18 protein-coding genes are annotated in these 19,896 nt (G+C 44.5%); 15 read left to right on the top strand and 3 right to left on the bottom strand.

The window, feature by feature from the left end:
• Positions 1-31: 31 nt before the first annotated feature.
• Positions 32-1,051: a Gfo/Idh/MocA family oxidoreductase gene (locus MLD56_RS12940; protein WP_029515165.1), complete on the top strand. Its 1,020-nt coding sequence runs from the start codon at positions 32-34 to the stop codon at positions 1,049-1,051.
• A 1-nt stretch (position 1,052) separates the two neighbouring features.
• On the top strand, positions 1,053-2,039 hold the full coding sequence (locus MLD56_RS12935) for a Gfo/Idh/MocA family protein (protein WP_039273099.1): 987 nt from the start codon (positions 1,053-1,055) through the stop codon (positions 2,037-2,039).
• A 144-nt stretch (positions 2,040-2,183) separates the two neighbouring features.
• Here the strand turns inward: MLD56_RS12935 and MLD56_RS12930 are convergent, their stop codons facing one another.
• Complete coding sequence (locus tag MLD56_RS12930) at positions 2,184-4,418, bottom strand: alpha-galactosidase (protein ID WP_029515167.1); 2,235 nt, start codon at positions 4,416-4,418, stop codon at positions 2,184-2,186.
• A 243-nt stretch (positions 4,419-4,661) separates the two neighbouring features.
• On the opposite strand from MLD56_RS12930, the gene MLD56_RS12925 reads away from it, so the two are divergent.
• From MLD56_RS12925 to MLD56_RS12875, 10 genes are all read left to right on the top strand, one after another.
• Positions 4,662-5,501, top strand: a complete 840-nt coding sequence (locus MLD56_RS12925) for an AraC family transcriptional regulator (protein WP_029515168.1) — start codon at positions 4,662-4,664, stop codon at positions 5,499-5,501.
• A 136-nt stretch (positions 5,502-5,637) separates the two neighbouring features.
• Positions 5,638-6,495: a GRP family sugar transporter gene (locus MLD56_RS12920; protein WP_029515170.1), complete on the top strand. Its 858-nt coding sequence runs from the start codon at positions 5,638-5,640 to the stop codon at positions 6,493-6,495.
• A gap of 172 nt (positions 6,496-6,667) precedes the next feature.
• Positions 6,668-7,723: a LacI family DNA-binding transcriptional regulator gene (locus MLD56_RS12915; RefSeq protein WP_193373334.1), complete on the top strand. Its 1,056-nt coding sequence runs from the start codon at positions 6,668-6,670 to the stop codon at positions 7,721-7,723.
• 52 nt (positions 7,724-7,775) lie between these two features.
• The gene (locus MLD56_RS12910; protein WP_039273095.1) at positions 7,776-8,948 is read left to right on the top strand and encodes a Gfo/Idh/MocA family protein; all 1,173 of its coding nucleotides are present in this window, start codon (positions 7,776-7,778) and stop codon (positions 8,946-8,948) included.
• A gap of 36 nt (positions 8,949-8,984) precedes the next feature.
• Entirely contained in the window at positions 8,985-9,713 is a 729-nt protein-coding gene (locus tag MLD56_RS12905; protein ID WP_029515175.1) for a ThuA domain-containing protein, read from the top strand.
• 75 nt (positions 9,714-9,788) lie between these two features.
• Positions 9,789-10,895 (top strand): Gfo/Idh/MocA family protein, encoded by a 1,107-nt coding sequence (locus MLD56_RS12900; RefSeq protein WP_029515177.1) that lies wholly within the window; start codon positions 9,789-9,791, stop codon positions 10,893-10,895.
• Between the two features lie 305 nt (positions 10,896-11,200).
• Positions 11,201-12,238, top strand: a complete 1,038-nt coding sequence (locus tag MLD56_RS12895; RefSeq protein ID WP_029515179.1) for an aldo/keto reductase — start codon at positions 11,201-11,203, stop codon at positions 12,236-12,238.
• 101 nt (positions 12,239-12,339) lie between these two features.
• Entirely contained in the window at positions 12,340-12,912 is a 573-nt protein-coding gene (locus MLD56_RS12890) for a TetR/AcrR family transcriptional regulator (protein WP_029515180.1), read from the top strand.
• A 312-nt stretch (positions 12,913-13,224) separates the two neighbouring features.
• Positions 13,225-13,977 (top strand): SDR family NAD(P)-dependent oxidoreductase, encoded by a 753-nt coding sequence (locus tag MLD56_RS12885; protein ID WP_029515182.1) that lies wholly within the window; start codon positions 13,225-13,227, stop codon positions 13,975-13,977.
• 478 nt (positions 13,978-14,455) lie between these two features.
• Entirely contained in the window at positions 14,456-15,307 is an 852-nt protein-coding gene (locus MLD56_RS12875) for an NADP-dependent oxidoreductase (RefSeq protein WP_029515184.1), read from the top strand.
• Between the two features lie 7 nt (positions 15,308-15,314).
• Here MLD56_RS12875 and MLD56_RS12870 read toward each other — a convergent pair whose 3' ends face one another.
• Positions 15,315-16,922 carry a mannitol dehydrogenase family protein gene (locus MLD56_RS12870; protein WP_029515186.1) on the bottom strand — a complete coding sequence of 536 codons (1,608 nt, stop codon included), beginning with the start codon at positions 16,920-16,922 and terminating at the stop codon, positions 15,315-15,317.
• The gene (gene uxuA, locus MLD56_RS12865; protein ID WP_029515187.1) at positions 16,923-17,999 is read right to left on the bottom strand and encodes a mannonate dehydratase; all 1,077 of its coding nucleotides are present in this window, start codon (positions 17,997-17,999) and stop codon (positions 16,923-16,925) included.
• A 158-nt stretch (positions 18,000-18,157) separates the two neighbouring features.
• Here uxuA and MLD56_RS12860 point away from each other — a divergent pair, with 158 nt between their 5' ends.
• The 3 genes from MLD56_RS12860 (at position 18,158) to MLD56_RS12850 (ending at position 19,506) form a co-directional block, all read left to right on the top strand.
• The gene (locus MLD56_RS12860; RefSeq protein WP_029515188.1) at positions 18,158-18,811 is read left to right on the top strand and encodes a GntR family transcriptional regulator; all 654 of its coding nucleotides are present in this window, start codon (positions 18,158-18,160) and stop codon (positions 18,809-18,811) included.
• 50 nt (positions 18,812-18,861) lie between these two features.
• Positions 18,862-19,071: a hypothetical protein gene (locus tag MLD56_RS12855; protein ID WP_029515189.1), complete on the top strand. Its 210-nt coding sequence runs from the start codon at positions 18,862-18,864 to the stop codon at positions 19,069-19,071.
• A gap of 63 nt (positions 19,072-19,134) precedes the next feature.
• Positions 19,135-19,506, top strand: a complete 372-nt coding sequence (locus MLD56_RS12850) for a hypothetical protein (RefSeq protein WP_029515195.1) — start codon at positions 19,135-19,137, stop codon at positions 19,504-19,506.
• Positions 19,507-19,896: the final 390 nt, after the last annotated feature.

The raw sequence follows: 19,896 nt of genomic DNA, 5'->3' as shown, positions 1-19,896 counted from the left end.
ATAAATGAAAAAGAGCCTAGGGGGAATTAATATGCTTAACATCGGTTATATTGGGAATGGCAAAAGCACCAATCGGTATCATCTTCCTTTTTCATTGACCAGAGATCATTTGAACGTAAAGACGATCTACGCCCGTAATCCAGATAAAGGGGAGTGGGAGAAAATCCCTGGCGTGCAGTATACAGATAATCTTGAATCTCTAATGAACGATAAGGAAATTCAGTTGATTGTTATCTGTACACCTTTAGAATCCCACTACACTTATGCGAAAATGGCACTCGACCACGGGAAAAATGTACTTGTTGAAAAACCCTTTATGTTAACGAAAGAAGAAGCTGTGTCCATCTTCCAATATGCCAAAGAGAAAAATCTGATTATACAGTGCTATCAAAACAGACGTTACGATTCGGATTTCCTCACTACCAAGAAGGTTATTGAATCAGGGAAACTCGGTGATTTGTTGGAGGTGGAAATGCATTTCGATTATTATCGCCCTGAGACCCCCAACTCCACCTCTCATTTTTCCAAATATAACAGTTACCTATATGGACATGGTGCTCATACCATTGACCAAGTCCTTTCCTATTTTGGGAAGCCTGACACGATCCATTACGATGTGCGCCAATTGCTCGGTTCTGGAAGAATGAATGATTATTTTGATCTGGATTTTTATTATTCTTCACTCAAGGTATCCATCAAATCCAGCTTTTTTCGTTTAAAAGAGCGGCCGAGTTTTGTTGTATACGGCAAAAAAGGCGTTTTTATAAAGCAGACAAAGGATCGTCAGGAGGAGCATCTGAAATTATACTATCTGCCTAAGGGACACGCCGATTTCGGCATCGACCAGCCTGAGCATTATGGCATTTTAACATACCTTGATGATAAGGGCGAGTATCATGAAGAAAAAATCGTTTCTGAAAAGGGAGACTATGCCCGAGTGTATGACGATATTTATCAGTCGATCGTAATTGGTAAAGAAAAAGTGATTAAAGACGAAGAAACGATAATGTGTATGGAAATACTTGAAAAAGGTATAGAGGAGTGTAACTAAAATGAAGTTAGGAATTGTCGGAGCAGGGATGATCGTAGGGGATCTATTAAGCTTTATTCAGGAAATCCCGACCATCTTACTAAAGGGCATTTGTTCTAGACCTAGCCACAAGGATAAATTACTGGATTTACAAAGTAAATATGGAATATCTCAGGTTTATTCGGATTACAGCGAGATGCTGATGAGTCGTGATGTGGATACAGTTTATATCGGACTGCCTAATCATCTTCATTATTCATATGCCAAAGAAGCATTATTGAGTGGTAAACATGTCATTTGCGAGAAGCCGTTTACTTCCACTTTGCAAGAATTTCTAGAGCTAAAAGAAATTGCTCAGCAAAGAAAACTGGTATTGGTGGAAGCCATAACGAATCAATATTTGAAAAATTATTTATCAATGAAGGAGTATCTACCTAAGCTTGGTGAGATCAAAATAGTGGAATGCAACTATTCTCAATACTCATCTCGGTATGAAGCTTTCAAAGCGGGAATAATCCAACCTGCGTTTAATCCGGAGATGTCTGGTGGAGCCTTGATGGATATTAATTTATATAATATTCATTTGGTTGTTGGATTCTTCGGGAGCCCGAAGAAAGTGCAGTATTGGGCGAACATGGAGCGTGGAATTGATACTTCAGGTATGCTGCTGCTTGATTACGGTGATTTCAAGTGTGTCTGCATAGGTTCAAAAGACAGTACGGCTCCCAATGCAGTGAACGTTCAAGGCAATAAGGGCTATATACACATGGCAAGTTCAGCAAATATATGCGACTGCTTTGATTACACTGCGAATAAGGAAACACCAATTCGGGTGGATCAGAAAGATCATCCCCATCGAATGTATGATGAATTCGTTGAGTTTGACCGTATCATCGAGGAAAAAGATTTGGAAAAAGTCTCAGAAATGCTTGAACACAGTGAGAGGGTCATGAATGTCATTGAGAAAGCCAAGCAATCCGCCAATCTTGTATTTGGTCCTGATAAATAAAGAAGCAGCTCAATTACTGAGTTGCTTCTGATCCGTAATTCCCACACAGCGGACACTGCATAACGGATAACCACTTCTTCGTTTAATCCTTGATTTCTCTCTTCAGTCATGTCTTTGATATCATTACTTCAAGTCATAATCCAATCACGAGGAAGTCTCTTTAGTTAGAGTGAATAATTCAGATGAAAAATCATATTTCTCCGCAATATTAAAATCCTGGTCAGCCTTATAAGGCGGGGTGAGTATAAGTCCGATGTTCATTAACTCGCTGCCTGTAAAACGTCGGTCCAATTCTTCCACGAAATATACTGCCATTTCGTCCAGTCCGATGAGCTTTAGCCGTGAATAAGCTGCATTGGGGCGTGAGAGAACCTGGTACCAGCCGACGAGAGCATGCTCATGTTCTGCATCAATGGTCATCCATGCTGTTTCATTTTTTTCAAAGGGACTTAGCAGACGGTAAAAGGTTCCCTGTGTAATTAATCGTCGGTGACGTTTATATACTTGTATTTGTTTTTTAATTACATTGCACTCTTCTTCGGACAACGCCAATGGGTCAAGTTCATAACCGAATATACCAAAGTAGGCGACATTGGATCTGGTTTGCAGCGGTGCCGTTCTGCCTACCTGGTGGTTCGGGATGCTTGACACATGAGCACCCATACTGCTAAGCGGATAGGCCATGGAAGTGCCATACTGAATCTTCAGACGTTCTATAGCCTCGCTATCGTCGCTTGTCCATGCTTGCGGAGCGTAATAAAGCATCCCTGGATCAAACCGTCCCCCACCGGAAGCACAGGACTCAAACAAAATCTCAGGGTGTTCGGTAATCAGCTTCTCATATAAAGCATATACACCCAGGACATAGCGGTGAAAAAATTCGCCCTGTCTTTCCTTGCCCAGAGATAACGAATAGGCTTCTGAAATACAGCGATTCATATCCCATTTTACGTATTCGATCCGAGCAGAAGAGAGCACGTCATCCATTAACTTAAACAGGTAATCCACGACAGGCGGTTGGGAATAATCAAGAACATATTGATGACGTCCATGCTTGCGTTGACGGCCGGGTGTTCCCACAACCCAGTCTGGATGCTCCCTCATAATATGAGAGTCGGAGTTAACCATTTCCGGCTCGAACCAAAGACCGAATTTCATCCCGAGCTGATTGATCTTCTTTGCCAAATTCGAGATCCCGTTCGGTAGCTTTTCAGGATTTTCAAACCAGTCACCGAGGGAAGAGGTATCATTGTTTCTTCGACCGAACCATCCGTCATCCAAGACAAAGAGTTCAATCCCCAGTTCACCTGCTTTTTTTGCCATATCAACTATTTTCTGCTCAGTAAAATCAAAATAGGTCCCCTCCCAGTTATTGATCAATACAGGTCGTTCCCGCTCGGTCCAACTGCTGCGAATTAAGTGTTTATTGTACAGGCTATGGTATGCTTGGCTCATGCCATTTAAACCGCTCTCAGAATAGACCAGAACTGCTTCAGGCGAATAAAAACATTCTCCTGGCTTCAGGGTCCAGCAGAATTTGTCAGGATGAATGCCGATCATCAATCGGGTAGTTGAATAGCTGTCCACTTCCGCCTGGGCAAGAAAGTTCCCGCTGTAAACGAGATTAACCGCATATACTTCTCCTTGGTGTTCCTGTGATCCGGGTTTGGCAAGCGCCAGAAATGGATTGTGAACATGACTACTAATTCCTCGAGTGCTCCCAATCGACTGTAGCCCAGGTCTCAATGGTGTACGCTCCACATGACGTTCCCTGCCCCAAGCCCCTGATAAATGAATAATTTCATATTCGGCTTCAGGAAGATCAAGACTCAGGCTCATTAGACGGTTGACTCTCAGGGGATTATTCCCGGAATTCGTTATGGATACGGATCTCGTGATCACGGGCAGTTCGCTGAAGATGGTGTAAGCAAGCACGGCCACCGTTCCTGTAAGAGAATCGGTCAGCGTGATGAGGAGTGTCTCTGCTTCATGTGCTTCCTTACAAAACGTAGCTGGAAGATGAGGAATTTTAGGTTTTCCAGTGATTACCTCGTAATGGTCATAAGTGAACTCCATTATATGAGATCCGTCCTCCTGTATGATCTCAATTGCTGGCTCTCGAAAGTCTCCACTTCCCGCAGAAGGAAATTCCTGCTTAATACTTTCCAACGATGTCACCAAGTCACTATCAAACTCACCGACAGACACGGGACGATAGCTTCGCTCGATAAAGCGGTCATATTGACCAAGGTACTCTATTTTTTTGCCGTAATATAAATGCTCCAATTGCCCGTTCTCCATGACACGGAAAAGATAACTACAGTATTTGTTCGTTAAGTGAAATGTCCGTTCCTTTTGGTTAACTTGTAGACTAGCCATGTACATAGCCCCTTTCAAAATATGTCGAACCACTTGAAAGCGTTATTATTGAATCAGCATAACAAAGATAGTGATAGTAAATACATGACTTTTTTTAAGTTGGATATGGGAAAAACAAAGAACCTTACAAAAAAATATAGTTTAGAGCCAAATTTTTTTTGGACATTTGTCATCCTTAACTTATGCTATACTGTTAAATTAACAAGCATAGGTTCTTTATTTGGAAAAGTGAGGAGGATGCCAATGGGCCAGAATATGATTCAATATGTTGATACGTATACCAGTTCAGAGCATAAAAATATATCAGATTTGATTTTGTATAACTGTGGCACAGAGCTCTGCTTATCCAAACAGGATTTTGGACCCATCGCCCGCGATTTTAATCTGGTTCATTTTGTACTAAAAGGACGAGGTAGGCTGGTGATTGACAACAAAAATTACGATATAGGAGAAGGACAGGCTTTTTTAATTCCGGCCAATAGGGTAGCTTATTACCAGGCGGATGAAGCCGAGCCTTGGGAGTACAGTTGGGTCGGCTTTATGGGCATTAAATCCGACATCTACCTGCAGAACATATCACTTCCACACCAGAACCCTTATATAATTGATATCGAAGATATTACGTTCTTTCATTCCACGATTATTGAGATGTTGCGGATCGGAGATAACACGCTTTCTTCATCGCTGGCTATACAGGGGTATTTATTCCATATTCTTGCCAAACTTGTACACAATTTGGGGGAAACGATGTCGATAAAGGAACAGCTTCCTTATTCGGTGCAAGCGATAAACTTTATTGAGAAAAACTACATCAGTGGCATCCAGATTAGTGAAGTAGCGGAGTACCTTGGTCTACATCCGAATTATCTGACCTCCGTTTTCAAACTAGAAACTGGTGAAACGCCTAAACAATATCTGATAGTCCTCAGGATTAAAAAAGCGTGCGAATTGCTGCAGCATACAGACTATTCGATCCAGGTCATATCTAATTCGGTCGGCTATACCGATCAGTTGACCTTTTCGCGAGCTTTTAAAAATGTAATGAGCATATCACCCAGCGCGTATAGAAAAAAATTTCTTTGATTTTGCTATATAAATCTATAAAAATATTTGTATTTAGAAGCGGTTTTTTTTGCTATCGTAAAACTGTGGATTTTTTCCTGCATGGCATTTTAACGATTGTAGGAAGAGTACTTTTTACGGGAGGAGAATTTCGCGCGTGAATTTCATTATTGCTTTTATTCCAGCCCTTGGCTGGGGAGTTATGCCGATACTGGCGCATATTACAAAAGCCAGTCCCCGAGAACAGCTGACAGGTACCGTTATTGGTGCTGTGCTGTTTTCCCTGTGCTTGTACACCATTCATCCTACCTCATTAACACCGATTCATTTTGTGGTAAGTTTTATATCTGGTATTTTTTGGGCCGCTGGACAATTGCTCCAGTTTCAAGCTTTTCAAAAAGTAAGCGTATCGATCGCCATTCCTGTGATTTGTGGTCTGCAGTTGATAGGGACGACGCTATTTGCCGCACTTATTTTGGGTGAATGGATAACAGGGTACCAATATGCGATAGGCGTTGGTTCTCTTCTGTGTATATTGGCAGGAGTTCTGTTAACCAGCTATCAGGGCAAGTCTGCTGGATTGCCCAAGCCTTTGCCGGTACCCATTATCATAATGTTGGTTTGCTCGGGGTTAGCGTTAAGCAGTTATGTCGTGATTAATCAGTTTTTTCATATATCCGGGCTATCCGTCATTCTGCCGCAATCGCTCGGTATGCTATGCTCAGCCATGGCCATGAATCTGAAGGGCAAAAAGCGGCTACGATTCTCTCTGGTGGTTCGCAATTTGTCGACAGGATTGGTTTGGAGCATTGCGAATCTAGCACTATTTATTTCCAATGGGCTGATCGGCATGGCGGCTAGTTTTCCGATCTCTCAAGCGAGCATTGCTATTGCCTGTGTTGGCAGCATTTTAATATTTAAGGAAAAGAAGAGTCCTCAGGAATGGATAGGTATACTTGCGGGAATTACAGTACTGATGATAGGAGTAGGAATGATCAGCATGCTCAAGCCTTAAAGAATCATTTTGTATCTTGTATATGATCAGGTGTTTTGACTGTTTGCCAGTAGGAACCACGAGACCACGTTCTTTTAGTAACGAAAAGAGCTTATCCATCTATGGGGTACGCTTTTTGGGATTGACAGAGGTAGGACTGCATGAGAAAATGTACGCGCGTACATAAAATGATTTGGAGGTGGGTAATATTGTTTCGCGCAAGGAAGTAGCCGAACTTTCCGGCGTGTCTGAAGCGACAGTATCCCGGGTCTTGAATGCGGTAGGTCCTATCAAAGAGGATACGCGAAGAAGGGTTCTGGACGCAGCCAATCAGCTTGGATATGTTCCCAGTGCGCTGGCCCGTAACTTTGCCCGAAGGAAGAGTGGCCATCTTGGTGTGGTTATGCCTTATGTCCCGAAGGCGCACTTGTTCTCAGCCTATTTTTTCTCTGAGATGCTGAGCGGTATCGGAAACAAGGCTAGAGACAGCGGACTTGATCTGCTTCTATTGTTCCGGAAGCCGGGGGAACGGATTGATTACAGTAGTCTTTTCCGTCAGCAAAGGATCGATACCTGTATCATCCTTGGAGCCAGGGATGACCACGATGAGGTGGAAGCTCTAAAGAGGCTTCAGGAAGAAGGACGTCCGTTCTGCGTCATGAATCACCATTTTGAAGGGCAATCGTTCTGTGAAGTGGATGCAGACCATGTAGAAGGCAGCCGGGCGGCTGTAAGTCACCTCATCGAGCAGGGATACAAGCGGATTGCCTTTCTCAACGGTCCGGATATCTATTCCAATAGTACTGAGCGAATGAAGGGTTATCGTACCGCGCTTCAGGACGCTGGGATTGAATATGACCACGAACTGCTTCTGGAAGGTAACTATAGCCGTCGGAGCGGACTCGATGCCTCAGCTACAATCGCAGACCAATTGAATGATATTGATGCTGTATTTGCGGCGAACGACCGGATGGCTCTTGGGGTAATGCAGGGTCTCCGTGAGCGCGGACTGGCAGCTGACCGGTTTCCGGCGTTTGTAGGCTATGACGATTCGGATGCGGCTGAGATGGCTGTTCCGCCGCTAAGCAGTGTCCGCGTACCTTTTTATGAGATGGGGGAGCTTGCAGCCTCGAAGCTTATACCCGATTCTCAGCATCTCATTCCGGCTCTGGAACTAACCGGGTGCGACTCAATAAGAGAACTCCTATCCACAGAACTGATTATCAGGGCGTCATCCATTCGTCAATAACACCATTCGTCAAAAATTCGTTGAAACTCAGACCCATAAGGAGGATCACGACATGTCTAATCGTCTTCGTATCGGAATGGTTGGCTACAAATTTATGGGCAAGGCTCACAGCAACGCTTACCGAAGTCTACCCATGTTCTTCCCAGATGCCCCGCTGCAGCCAGAGATGTCCGTTATCTGTGGACGCAACGAGCAGGGGGTTCAGGCAGCTGCCCGCCAGTACGGCTGGACCGAAAGTGTTACGGATTGGCGTGATCTAGTGAAACGTAACGATATTGATCTCATTGATATTAACGCCCCGAGTAATGCCCATAAAGAAATTGTCGTGGAGGCTGCCCTCCATGGCAAGCATCTGTTCTGTGAGAAGCCGCTTGCGCTCTCGCTGGCGGATTCACGTGACATGCTGCAGGTAGCAGAGCAAGCAGGGGTCAGACATATGGTAGGCTTCAACTATCGCTTTTCACCGGCTGTCCAGCTGGCAAAGCAGCTAGTCGAGAGCGGTCGCCTAGGCAAAATTTATCATTTTCGTGCCTTCTTCCTTCAAGACTGGATCATGGACCCGTCCTTCCCGCTGGTATGGCGGCTGCAAAAAGACGTGGCCGGTTCTGGCTCTCATGGTGATCTTGGCGCCCATCTGATTGATCTCGCTCGCTTCTTGGTTGGCGAGTTCCATGAAGTGATCGGCATGAGCGAGACATTCATCCAGCAGCGCCCGTTAGCTTTGGAGATGAGCGGGTTGAGCTCCAAAAGAAACACTGAAGCAAATGCTCCAATGGGAGAAGTGACAGTCGATGATGCCACGCTGTTCCTGGCACGCTTCGCCGGAGGTGCGCTGGGCAGCTTCGAGGCCACACGTTTTGCTGCCGGACATCGGAGCACCAATTCATTCGAGATCAACGGTAGCCTAGGCAGTGTGCGGTTTGACTTTGAACGAATGAACGAACTGGAAGTGTATTTCACACAGGATGAGGAAGACGTTCAGGGCTTTCGCCGCGTACTCGCCACCGATCCGGCACACAAGTATTCTGAAGCTTGGTGGCCTGCAGGACATACGATTGGATTCGAGCATACCTTCACCCATGAGATGCTTGAGATGTTGAGTGCCATCTCTGAAGGAAGGCAACCGTCGCCGAACTTCCGTGACGGTGTTGCTTGTCAGGCTGTGCTTGAAGCGGTAGAACGATCCATAGAGGAACGCCGCTGGGTATCCATTGAAGAAATGTAGTATAACAATACATTCCGAAAGGTGAGTGGATTACAGATGCGCAAGGCACTGATTGTATGGGGCGGATGGAACGGACATGAGCCGGAGCAGGTGGCGGCCATTTTTGAACGCATTTTGAAGGAAGAGCAGTTCGAGGTGGAGGTGTCTAATACCCTTGAAGCCTACCAGGATGCAGAGAAACTGCTTGACCTGGACCTGATCGTTCCAATGTGGACCATGGGACAGATTGAGCAGGAACTGGTCGATAATGTCTCCGCTGCGGTTCAAAGCGGCGTAGGTCTCACAGGCTGCCATGGTGGCATGTGTGATGCCTTCCGGAACAATGTGGATTGGCAGTTTATGACAGGCGGGCAATGGGTTGCGCATCCCGGCAATGACGGCGTAGAGTACATGGTGAACATGAAGCGCGGCTCCAGCCCACTTCTAGACCATATTGAGGATTTTCAGGTCAAAAGCGAGCAGTATTACCTCCACGTAGACCCAGCAGTTGAAGTGCTGGCAACCACACGCTTTCCGATCGTACCAGGCCCCCATTCAGCTAATGGGCCAGTGGATATGCCCGTTGTATGGACGAAGCGCTGGGGGAACGGCCGCGTCTTCTACAATTCGCTGGGGCATCACGCAGATATCATAGATATGCCTCAAGTGACCGAGATGATGCGCAGCGGATTTCTGTGGGCAGCAGCAGGCAAACAGGCGGTGGCCACCCGGGGCAGCTCTCTCGCAGAGGCTTATACAGGCATGACAGACAACCAGCAACGCTAGGGTGAACAGGATGGTATCCGATGTAACAAAAGAATGCCATTATCCATTTTTTCTGAAGAAGAAGGGAGTCTAGGCATGAACAAAATGAAAGTAGGCATTATCGGGTGTGGTAAAATTAGCGGAATTTACATGGAAAATTGCCATCGTTTCGACATTCTGGAGCTGTACGCTGTAGCGGATCTGGACCAAGGTCGGGCAGAGGAGCAGGCGGTAGCGTTCAACGTTCCGCATGTATATTCGGTAGATGAGATTTTGGCTGATCCGGAGATCGAACTCATCATTAATTTGACCATTCCGGGCGTTCACGCCGACGTATGTCTCAGAGCTCTTGAGGCAGGCAAGCATGTCTATGTGGAGAAGCCACTTGCCGTCACCCGTGAGCAGGGTCAGGCTGTCTTGGATCTTGCTCATCAAAAGGGACTGCTTGTCGGCTGCGCACCAGAGACCTTCTTCGGTTCCGGTATACAGACATCATTGAAGCTGATTGAAGACGGAGTCATTGGGAGTCCGGTAGCCGCTACGGCTTTCATGATGAGCCGTGGACATGAACATTGGCATCCTGATCCTGAATTTTATTATGCAGTCGGCGGCGGTCCAATGTTTGATATGGGCCCTTATTATTTGACGGCTCTGGTGCAAATGCTGGGTCCGATTGCTGCCATTTCGGGCATGACAGGCAAGGCGATGGACCAGCGAACGATTACGAGCGAGAAAAAGAAAGGCCAGACTATCCCAGTCGATATTCCGACCCATGTGGCCGGGTTGCTGCGCTTTAAGCAGGGAGCTGTCGGTACGCTGATTACCAGCTTTGACATCTTTGGTGGAAGCACTCTGCCACCGATTGAGGTTTACGGTACTCATGGCACGCTGCAGGTGCCTGACCCGAACACGTTCGGAGGGCCAGTTCGCTATAGGCTGCTAGGCGAGCAAGAATGGACAGAGGTACCGCTGCTGCCAGGATACCAGGAGAATACACGGGGCATCGGTGTTGCCGATATGGCCTACGCTATCCGCAGCGGACGGCCTCACCGCGCTAGTGGAGAACTGGCCTACCATGTGCTGGAAGCGATGTGGGCGTTCCATGATTCTTCCGATCAGCAGACCTTTTATACAATGCAGAGCACATGTCAGCGCCCGGCGGCTTTACCGGAAAACCTGCCCTTGTATACGTTAGATGTGTAAACTAATGTAAATTTTACATCCCGCTTTGAATGTTCATTTCTATTAAAAAGAAGACTCCAGCTCCGTTTTGACCGGGGCTTGGAGTCTTCTTAGTTCATTTTCAGGAAGGATTTTAATTGCGGGTATAAAATCATTCTTTACCGGTCGTTCTAGATATGTTATATTGTTGGCGTGGGAGGAGTACACGGATAAGAAGCCAAAAGTTATGGGGAGTGGTGTGAGTGTGAGATCTTGCCGTGGTGCTCTTCTATGCATATTAGAATGATCATTCTTAATATAATAGATGGAGAAGGGATGGATTGAACATGGAATATCGTGTATTAGGAAATACAGGCCTTAAAATAAGCAGTTTTGTATTAGGTACAGGTACTTTTGGTTTTTGGGGCAACAATACGGAGAAAGAAGCTGCAGTCATGTTAGATGAGGCTTTGGCTGGAGGCATTAATCTGATCGATACAGCGGATGTCTATTCAAGTGGTCAATCCGAAGAAATTCTGGGTCAGATCCTAAAAGGACGCAGACAGGATGTTATACTGGCCACGAAAGGCGGAATGCCCATGGACAGTGGGCTTAATCAATCCGGTAACTCTAAATATTGGATTAAGCGTGCAGTAGAGGGAAGCTTGAGAAGGTTGCAAACGGACTATATCGATTTGTACCAACTACATCAGCCAGATATCCATACCGATATTGAAGAGAGTCTTGACGCACTTACGGACCTGGTTCGTGAAGGGAAGATTCGCTATATTGGTACATCCAATTTTCAGGCATGGCAAGTGACCGAAGCACAGTGGACTAGCGAACGTAAAAATACAGCACGCTTTGTATCCGAGCAAGCCCCATATTCCATTGTGAATCGGAGTGTCGAATTCGATTTGCTTGCTGCAACTGCAAAATATGGAATGGGCGTAATGGTTTGGAGCCCACTTTCGGGTGGTCTACTAACGGGAAAATACCGCTCAGGAGAAGCGGTTGCCCCAGATTCAAGAGCAGCGAGTTCTCTAGGGAAACTTTCAACTGTTGTAGACCCAAATCGAGAAGAAAACCGAACCAAGTTCGAAGCCGTTGCTAAGCTCCAAACCCTTGCAAATGAAGCAGGATTAACTTTGCCTCATCTTGCCATGGCATTTACACAAGCTCATTCGTCAGTTACTTCTGCTATAGTGGGGGCAAGAACAATTGAGCAACTACGTGAAACGTTAAAAGGCAGTGACATTCGATTAAGCACTGATATTCTGGATGCGATAGATGCTATCGTTCCGCCAGGAGTAACCCTGGATGCCCTGGAAAAAGGATGGACGCCTGATTGGTTACAAGCAGACAAACGAAGAATCCTGGGTTAAATATATAAGACAGACCTCATAGCTGTAATGTATTCACATATTTTAAATCTAGTTTGCCGATCCTTCACTAAATTGTATAATGATTATTCGAGGTGATGACGATGGCAAGATCAAAAGAATTTGAAGTTAATGAAGTATTAGATAAAGCGATACACCTGTTTTGGGCACAAGGATATGAGAAAACTTCAATGCAAGATTTGGTTGAGTTTATGGGCATTCACCGAAGAAGTATCTATGATACCTTTGGGGATAAGCATGCCTTATTTATGAAAGCTCTCGAACGATATGAAACGAAGCAGACCAGCAAAATGAGGTTTCTGATTGAAAAACAAAAACCGATCAAAGAATCAATTCGGGAGTTGTTTGAGGCGACAGTAAGAAACGAAGGAGAACCTCTAGGGTGTTTTCTCGTGAATTCAGGTGTGGAACTCGGCGTGTTGGATCCTGAAGTTGCATCCTTAGTTGATGAAAGTTATTCGCGAACTGAGGAACTCTTGACTAACCTTGTTCTGAAGGGTCAACAATCGGGTGAATTCAAGGCTGACTTGGATCCTGTAGTTATTTCTCATTATTTAATGAATGCGTGGTTAGGGCTACGTACGTTGGTTAAGACAACAACGGATCAGCAAAAATTAAAGAATATTATTGATATGACACTGACCGCTTTAGATTAAAAGTGAAATTACAGCATGACAGGCAAAAGGAGTTACCTCAATGGAGGACTGTTTGTTTCCGTGATACAAGTTTTTTCTTGTCCCTCTAACATAAGAAAGAACTTGTATCTTACGCCTCAAACATGTCAAGGAATACCGCTCCAAAATTACAATTCTTAGCCACGAAAAAATTCTTTATTGTTCGTTCTAAAATTGATATGCTAATAGCAAGTCAGATCTAACTGTTTTTTTTACCCTAATAAGAATGGTCGTTCTAAAATCGTCTTTAAAACTTATTTACACTAATATGCATGTTATGAAGGAGAGAATATTATGAAGTATACAGTTATTACAGGAGCAAGCTCGGGGATTGGATATGAAACGTCATTGGCATTTGCGGCACGTGGCAAAAACCTAATCTTGGTAGCTAGAAGATTTGATAAATTAGAAGAACTCAAATCAGCAATTCACAATATTGACCCTAATGTAAATGTTATTGTTCATACAAGTGACCTGTCTGTTACAGATCAAGCCTACACACTATATAACGATTTAAAGGAATACCAAATTGAGACCTGGATAAACAATGCGGGACTCGGTGAATCTTCTTTTGTAGCAGAACAGAATTTAGATAAAGTTGAAACCATGTTACGTGTTAATATCGAAGCTTTGACCATCCTTTCTACACTATATGTACGAGATTATGCTGATGTAGAAGGAACTCAGTTAATTAACGTTTCATCTGGACTTGGATATGCCATTGCTGTTGGGAGTGTTACTTATTCTGCATCTAAGTATTACGTTAGTGCCTTCACAGAAGGACTTGCAAAAGAACTAGAAATAAAAGGTGCAAAACTAAAGGCAAAGGTTTTGGCACCAGCTATAACAGAAACGGAATTTGTGAAGAAATCATTAGATGCAGAAGATTTTGATTATAAAGCAAACATGCCTAAGTACCACACTGCCAAACAAATGGCGGGCTTCATGGTGGATCTTTATGACAGCAACGAAGGGGTAGGGATTGTAGACCAGAACTATAATTTCAATCTCAGAGGTCAAATATATCCGATCATTTCAGAATTTTAAATTCAATTTATAGATCTGTTGAGTTTATTGAAAGAGGAGAGTATCCAATGAAAAGTTGTGGAGTAAAACGAAGATTGGAAAAATGGAGCTGCCACATCGTTTAGCAATGGCACCAATGACACGTAGCAGATCGCAAGAAGATGGCACACCAGGAGAGCTAACACCTCTTTATTATGCTTAGCGTGCATCAATGGACTCATTATTACGGAGGGTACACAACCTTCTGATGATGGTCAAGGGTACTTATGGACACCTGGGATTTATACGGATAAACATATTGAAGGATGGAAAAAGGTTACTTTGGTCTGGGGAGTAAAGGTTACACGGACTATCCGACGATACGAGAATTAGAATCGCAAGAGGGACTACAATAGCAAAAGAGTGGAACATGGCGTACAACCGTAAATTGTACGCCATGTTTTTAGCCAATAGTTTCATGGTTATGCTATCTCCAAATTAGCAAAGGAAGAGGATGAATATGAGAGCAGCACAAATACAGAAATATTCAAAAAAAATCCAAGTGGAGTTAAATGATGTTGACATGCCACAGATCAACAACCATGAGGTGCTTGTCAAAGTAAAGGCAGCAGGTGTAAATCCACTGGATATCCTAAATTTGAATGGTAGTGTTCGGATGATTGCTGACTATAAGTTGCCATTAACTTTAGGGAATGAACTGTCTGGCGTTATTGAAGCTGCTGCTGTACCCCTTACTGCCTTGACTGCTTATCAAGCATTGCACGATGTACTCCATGTCCAGCCGAATAAAAAGCTATTCATTCCTGGAGGAACCGGAGGATTTGGCGCTATGGCAATCCCCATTGCCAAATCACTGGGGTTATTTGTTATTACAAGTGGAAGTGAAAGAGGCAGGTTACGTATACTGTCGATCGGGGCTGATCAGTTCATCAATTATAAGACAGAGAATTATGCTAACATACTGTCCGATATCGATTATGTGATCGACACCTTGGGTACCAAAGAGATCAAAGCTGAACTGGGTATTTTAAAACCACAAGGGAAATTGGTATCATTGAAAGCCGGACCTAATTATCGCTTTGCGGTTGACAATCGTTTTCCCCTGTGGAAAAAAGCATTATTTGGTCTGGTGGGTGCTCGCTTAGATTCTTTAGCGCGCAAGAATCAAAATGAATATCGTTTTTTATTTGTGCAAGCCAATGGAAGTCAATTACAAGAAATCACTAAACTTGTTGAAAAAGAAAATATAAAGCCCTCTATAGATTCAACTTATACGTTTGGTGACATTAACAAGGCGCTGATTAATGTGTCGACGGGCCACTCCCAGGGCAAAGTGATTGTGACCTTCTAAGTAATTTCTAGTTCACATACTTTTCTATCGTGCTTCGGACTGCTCCGGGACCTGCCAGCATTTCATGAAACATGGCTTCAATCTTGTCGCCCAGACCAATTTCATATAATCGGACACCGAACAGTTTGTCATCTTCGAGGAGGCAGCGAACCTTGGAGGTCTGATCGCCCAGCTTCGTATTCTTCAAATATCCCTGCAACGTATCCAGTAACGGGTCCGGACTGAGTGTGAAGGGTTCTCCTTGATCATCCACTCCCAGCAAATAGCGACACCAGATCGCAATGGTCAAGGGAATAGCAGTCAAGTTCGCAGGATCAAGTCCTACTGTGCCAACATAAGACTTTATGGTTTCACCAAAACGGATGCTCATCTTTTGAGAGGTATCTGTTGCAATCCGCTGTGGCGTATCCGGAATATAGGGATTGGCGAAGCGTTCCTGCAATACCTCGTCAATAAATGGTTTCGGTTGAATAATACCGGGATCAACTACAACAGGCAACCCTTCCTTGTAGCCGATAGTTTCCACCAGACGACGTAATGTGTGATCCTTCATTTCATCTGCAATAAGCTCATACCCAAGCAGACACCCAGCTAGCGCCAGCGCTGTATGCAGCGGATTGAGACAGGTAGTGACTTTCATCTTCTCCACTTTGTCCACTGTATCCCGATTCGTGAAAATGATACCAGCTTCCTCTAGTGCAGGTCTCCCGTTCGTAAACTTGTCTTCAATGACCAAATACTCGCTAACCTCAGCATTGACAAAGGGAGCCGTATACGTATGCCTGGAGGTAACGATTAACTCCATGTCGGCTAACCCCAGTTCCTGAAGAGCAGACTGTACTTGCAAGGAAGGGCGGGGGGTAATTTTGTCGATCATGGTCAGGGGGAAGGTTATTTTCTCCTCATTCTGCAGATAGTCTGCAAATCCTTCCTTTACCAGGCCTCTGCGAGTCCACTCCTTGGCGATGGCAATCATACTATCCTTTAACAGATCGCCGTTATGGGAGCAATTATCCATGCTCACAAAAGTCATTGGAAGTCGCCCCTTTAGATAACGCCGATAGGCAAGCGAAGTAGCTATGCTCATCACATGCGCTGGTTGTTCAGGGCCATTCATCAAATCCCTCTCTACAACAGCCAGATACTTGCCGTCGGGCCCGGTCAGAGCGTATCCTTTTTCCGTGACAGTAAAGCTGGCCATCTGCAGGGACGGATTCTCAAATATTTCAATCAGACGGAGGTAGTCGTCTGGACGATTCTGCTCTGCCGCGATTTCCTCAACGATGCTTGCGACCACGCTCTTGTGAAATCTTCCGTCTGCACTCATCAACACCAGTAAGGTTAAATTGTCGTAAGGCTTATAGGCTTTGTCGATCATTTCAAAATCAAAGGCTTCGGCTGCAATAATACCTGTATCCGCTTTCAAGTTATTCAGTAGTTGTTGCTGCGCATTGGCTATCAACCCTCGAAAAATATTGCCTGCGCCAAAATGCACCCATTGCGGTCTAAGTCGGGTGTTATGGGCAACAAGCTCCAGATCATATTTCGGCAATTCAATACCTGCTGCTTCCCAGGCCGCCTTATCTAAAAGGCCTTTCCGGTCAAGTTGGAGCATTTATTTCACTCCTTTGCCTTGAGCGAGACTATCCCAAACACCAAGCAAGTACATAACTCCCAGTGCACGGTCATACAAACCATAGCCTGGCCGACAATTCTTTTCTTCCCCCCATAGATGTCTGCCGTGATCTGGACGTACATATCCCTGATAGCCGTTCTCGTGATAAGCTCTAACTATTTCCGGTACATCGACGCTTCCGTCCTTCCCGCGATGCGACACTTCAATAAAGTCTCCATTCTCAAACACCTTGACATTACGAATATGCGCAAAATGAATACGATCATGAAACTCCCGAATCATGGCTGGTAAATCATTCTCAGGATTGCTTCCCAGTGAGCCTGTGCAGAAGGTTAGACCATTATATGGACTGCTCACTGCGTCTAGGATGCGCCGGATGGTCTCACGACTCCGGACAATTCTCGGCAATCCGAAGATGGGCCATGCTGGATCATCAGGATGAATGGCCATCTTGATGTCAGACTCCTCGCAGACCGGGATGATGCGCTCAAGAAAATACTTTAGGTTGTCAAACAACTTGTCTTCTGTGACATCCGCATAAGCAGCAAAAAGTTCATCCAGTCTCGCCAACCGTTCCGGTTCCCAGCCAGGCATGGTGAACTTCCCAGCTCCCTTGAGAATCCGATCCACCATTTGGCGGGGATCATCAGTAATGGCAGCCTTTTCATAAAAGAGGGCATTGGACCCGTCAGGCAGTTCCTTGTACAGCTCTGTTCTGGTCCAGTCAAAGACAGGCATAAAGTTATAGCAAATCACCTTAACTCCCACTTTGGCTAATTTTCGAATGGTGTCGATATAAATGTCAATATATTGATCGCGGGATGGTAGGCCGATTTTGATATCATCGTGGACATTTACACTTTCTACGACCGCCGAACTAAAGCCCTTGCTCGTAATCTGATCAGCTACCTCCTGAATTCGCTCCATTTCCCATACTTCACCAGCTACCTTATCATGTAAAGACCAGACAATGCCCATAACTCCAGGAATTTGCCGGATATGGTCCAGCGTAATATTGTCGTTGCCTTCTCCATACCATCTCCAGGTCATATTCATAACGATACCTCCCTGATTATATTCGTCTGTCTTGTATACAAGATTGAGTTGATCATAAATTATAGGGTTTGTTCTTGTCAATGATAATTATAAAGGGATTTATCACCTCAAAATGCTTTATAATAGTTCTAGATTTATAAAGTGAAGGTAGGAATGAAATGTTGACGAAAGAAGAAATCAAGCAGCTTTTGAAAAATGATATTTTGTCACTGACTTTAAAGCCGGGTACTCTACTGAGTGAGACGACTTTGTCAGAACGCTTCCAGCTGTCCAGAACTCCGCTACGCGATGTATTAAAGTGGCTTGCGCTCGAGTCCTACATTGATATTTATCCCAAGAAGGGGAACATTGTGTCCTATATTGATCTGGAGTCCGTTGAGCAAATTATTTACTTAAGAAGCGCATTGGAAAAGGAGATTATGAAGGAGCTTTCTTCGCAAATTACATTAAGCGATGTGCAGGAGCTGAGCGATATTCTGGACAGACAGAGAGCTGTGATCGAAGAAGATCATGCGACGGATCAATTTCTCAGTTTGGATGATCAGTTCCACCAAACCATGTTCCAATTGGTGGGGCGGGAGTTTCTTTGGCAGCTCATTCAGCAGTCAAATGTTCACTATATCAGATATCGCAAGCTGCATATGCTGGAAACAGGGAAGCTGATGGGCATCTGGCATGAGCACCAAGCTATGCTTGAATACATGCTGAATAAGGAAACAACCAAAATGGATGATCTGGTTCATCATCATCTTAGAGAGGATATCCATTCGCTCGATTTTCTTCGGAAGTTCGCTGATTATATCAAGAAATAAGGCGGCTAGCTTAAATTAACTTGTATGAATATTGAGGAAGTGGGGGAGTCATGGAGGCTGTTCTACGAGTTGGATATATCGGTGAAAGAGCGAGTAAGAAATGCGAGACTGCAGCAAAATTTATGGGCGGAAACGAGCTGGCCTTTGTCATTCCGTTTTTGCTCGTGAGTATTGTTATTTACCGTCAGGCGGTGGCCAAACTGGAGGAATTCTCACAGGAGTTTTCAGACTTGTATACATGTCAATTGAAAAAATACTGAAATATTTCTATGATTTAAGTGAAAAATGCCAGACCAATTCTAGATTATAAAGGGGGTAACCGTATGTGTAGATATGCAATATGCGGCCCATATAAAGATATCTTTGCCTGCTTTACCTGCAGGAAAGTATATAAGCAGACATCACGGTTTGAAATGCCGAAGGATGAATATGAACGGATTGTCCATGTCTGTCCGCAATGCCAGGCATCCATGCATGACATGGGTCATGATTTTCAGGCCCCGAAGCAAACGGATATCAAACAGTGGAAAAAGGTAGAGCTACTATATCAACAAGGATACACTTACCACTCCTGCGGCTGTGGTGGCCCCGGGTACAGACCCTCTCGGCTGATAGAGGTGCCTGAATTTCTGGAAACACAGCGAACGTTTGAGAATAAGGGAGAGGCGCTGCTGTACCGGCTTTTGCAAAGCTAGAACAAACGTATTTTGAAGCGTATCCAACAATTCGAAGAAGTCTACTCGTGGACAGGTTTTCTATCGGAATTTGTTTGATCGAGCAAAGCAGGTGTTGTAAGGTAGATCGACTTGGAATGAGATAATATTCTATGTCATGCAGCACCTGTCGGGTAATAAGAATTTCATCCCATTCATTGCTGCGAAATCGCGGCTTTTTTTATTTTAAGAAGTGATAGCGGAAATCAAAAAAGAACCTGGATAGTTTTATCAGGTTCTTTTATATTGCATATAAAACAGACACGATGATATAATCAGATTATCTTTTATAAAGATGTAGTAGACATAAATAACACATCTTACAATTAAATCTTACCATGCCGCTAAACTCTTGTCAAATGTTTTTTTCTC

Origin of the sequence: Paenibacillus peoriae, assembly GCF_022531965.1 — a bacterium.
Taxonomy (GTDB): Bacteria; Bacillota; Bacilli; order Paenibacillales; family Paenibacillaceae; genus Paenibacillus; species Paenibacillus polymyxa_D.
Note: the sequence above shows the minus strand (reverse complement) of the source record. Positions and strands in the feature narration are given on the sequence as shown.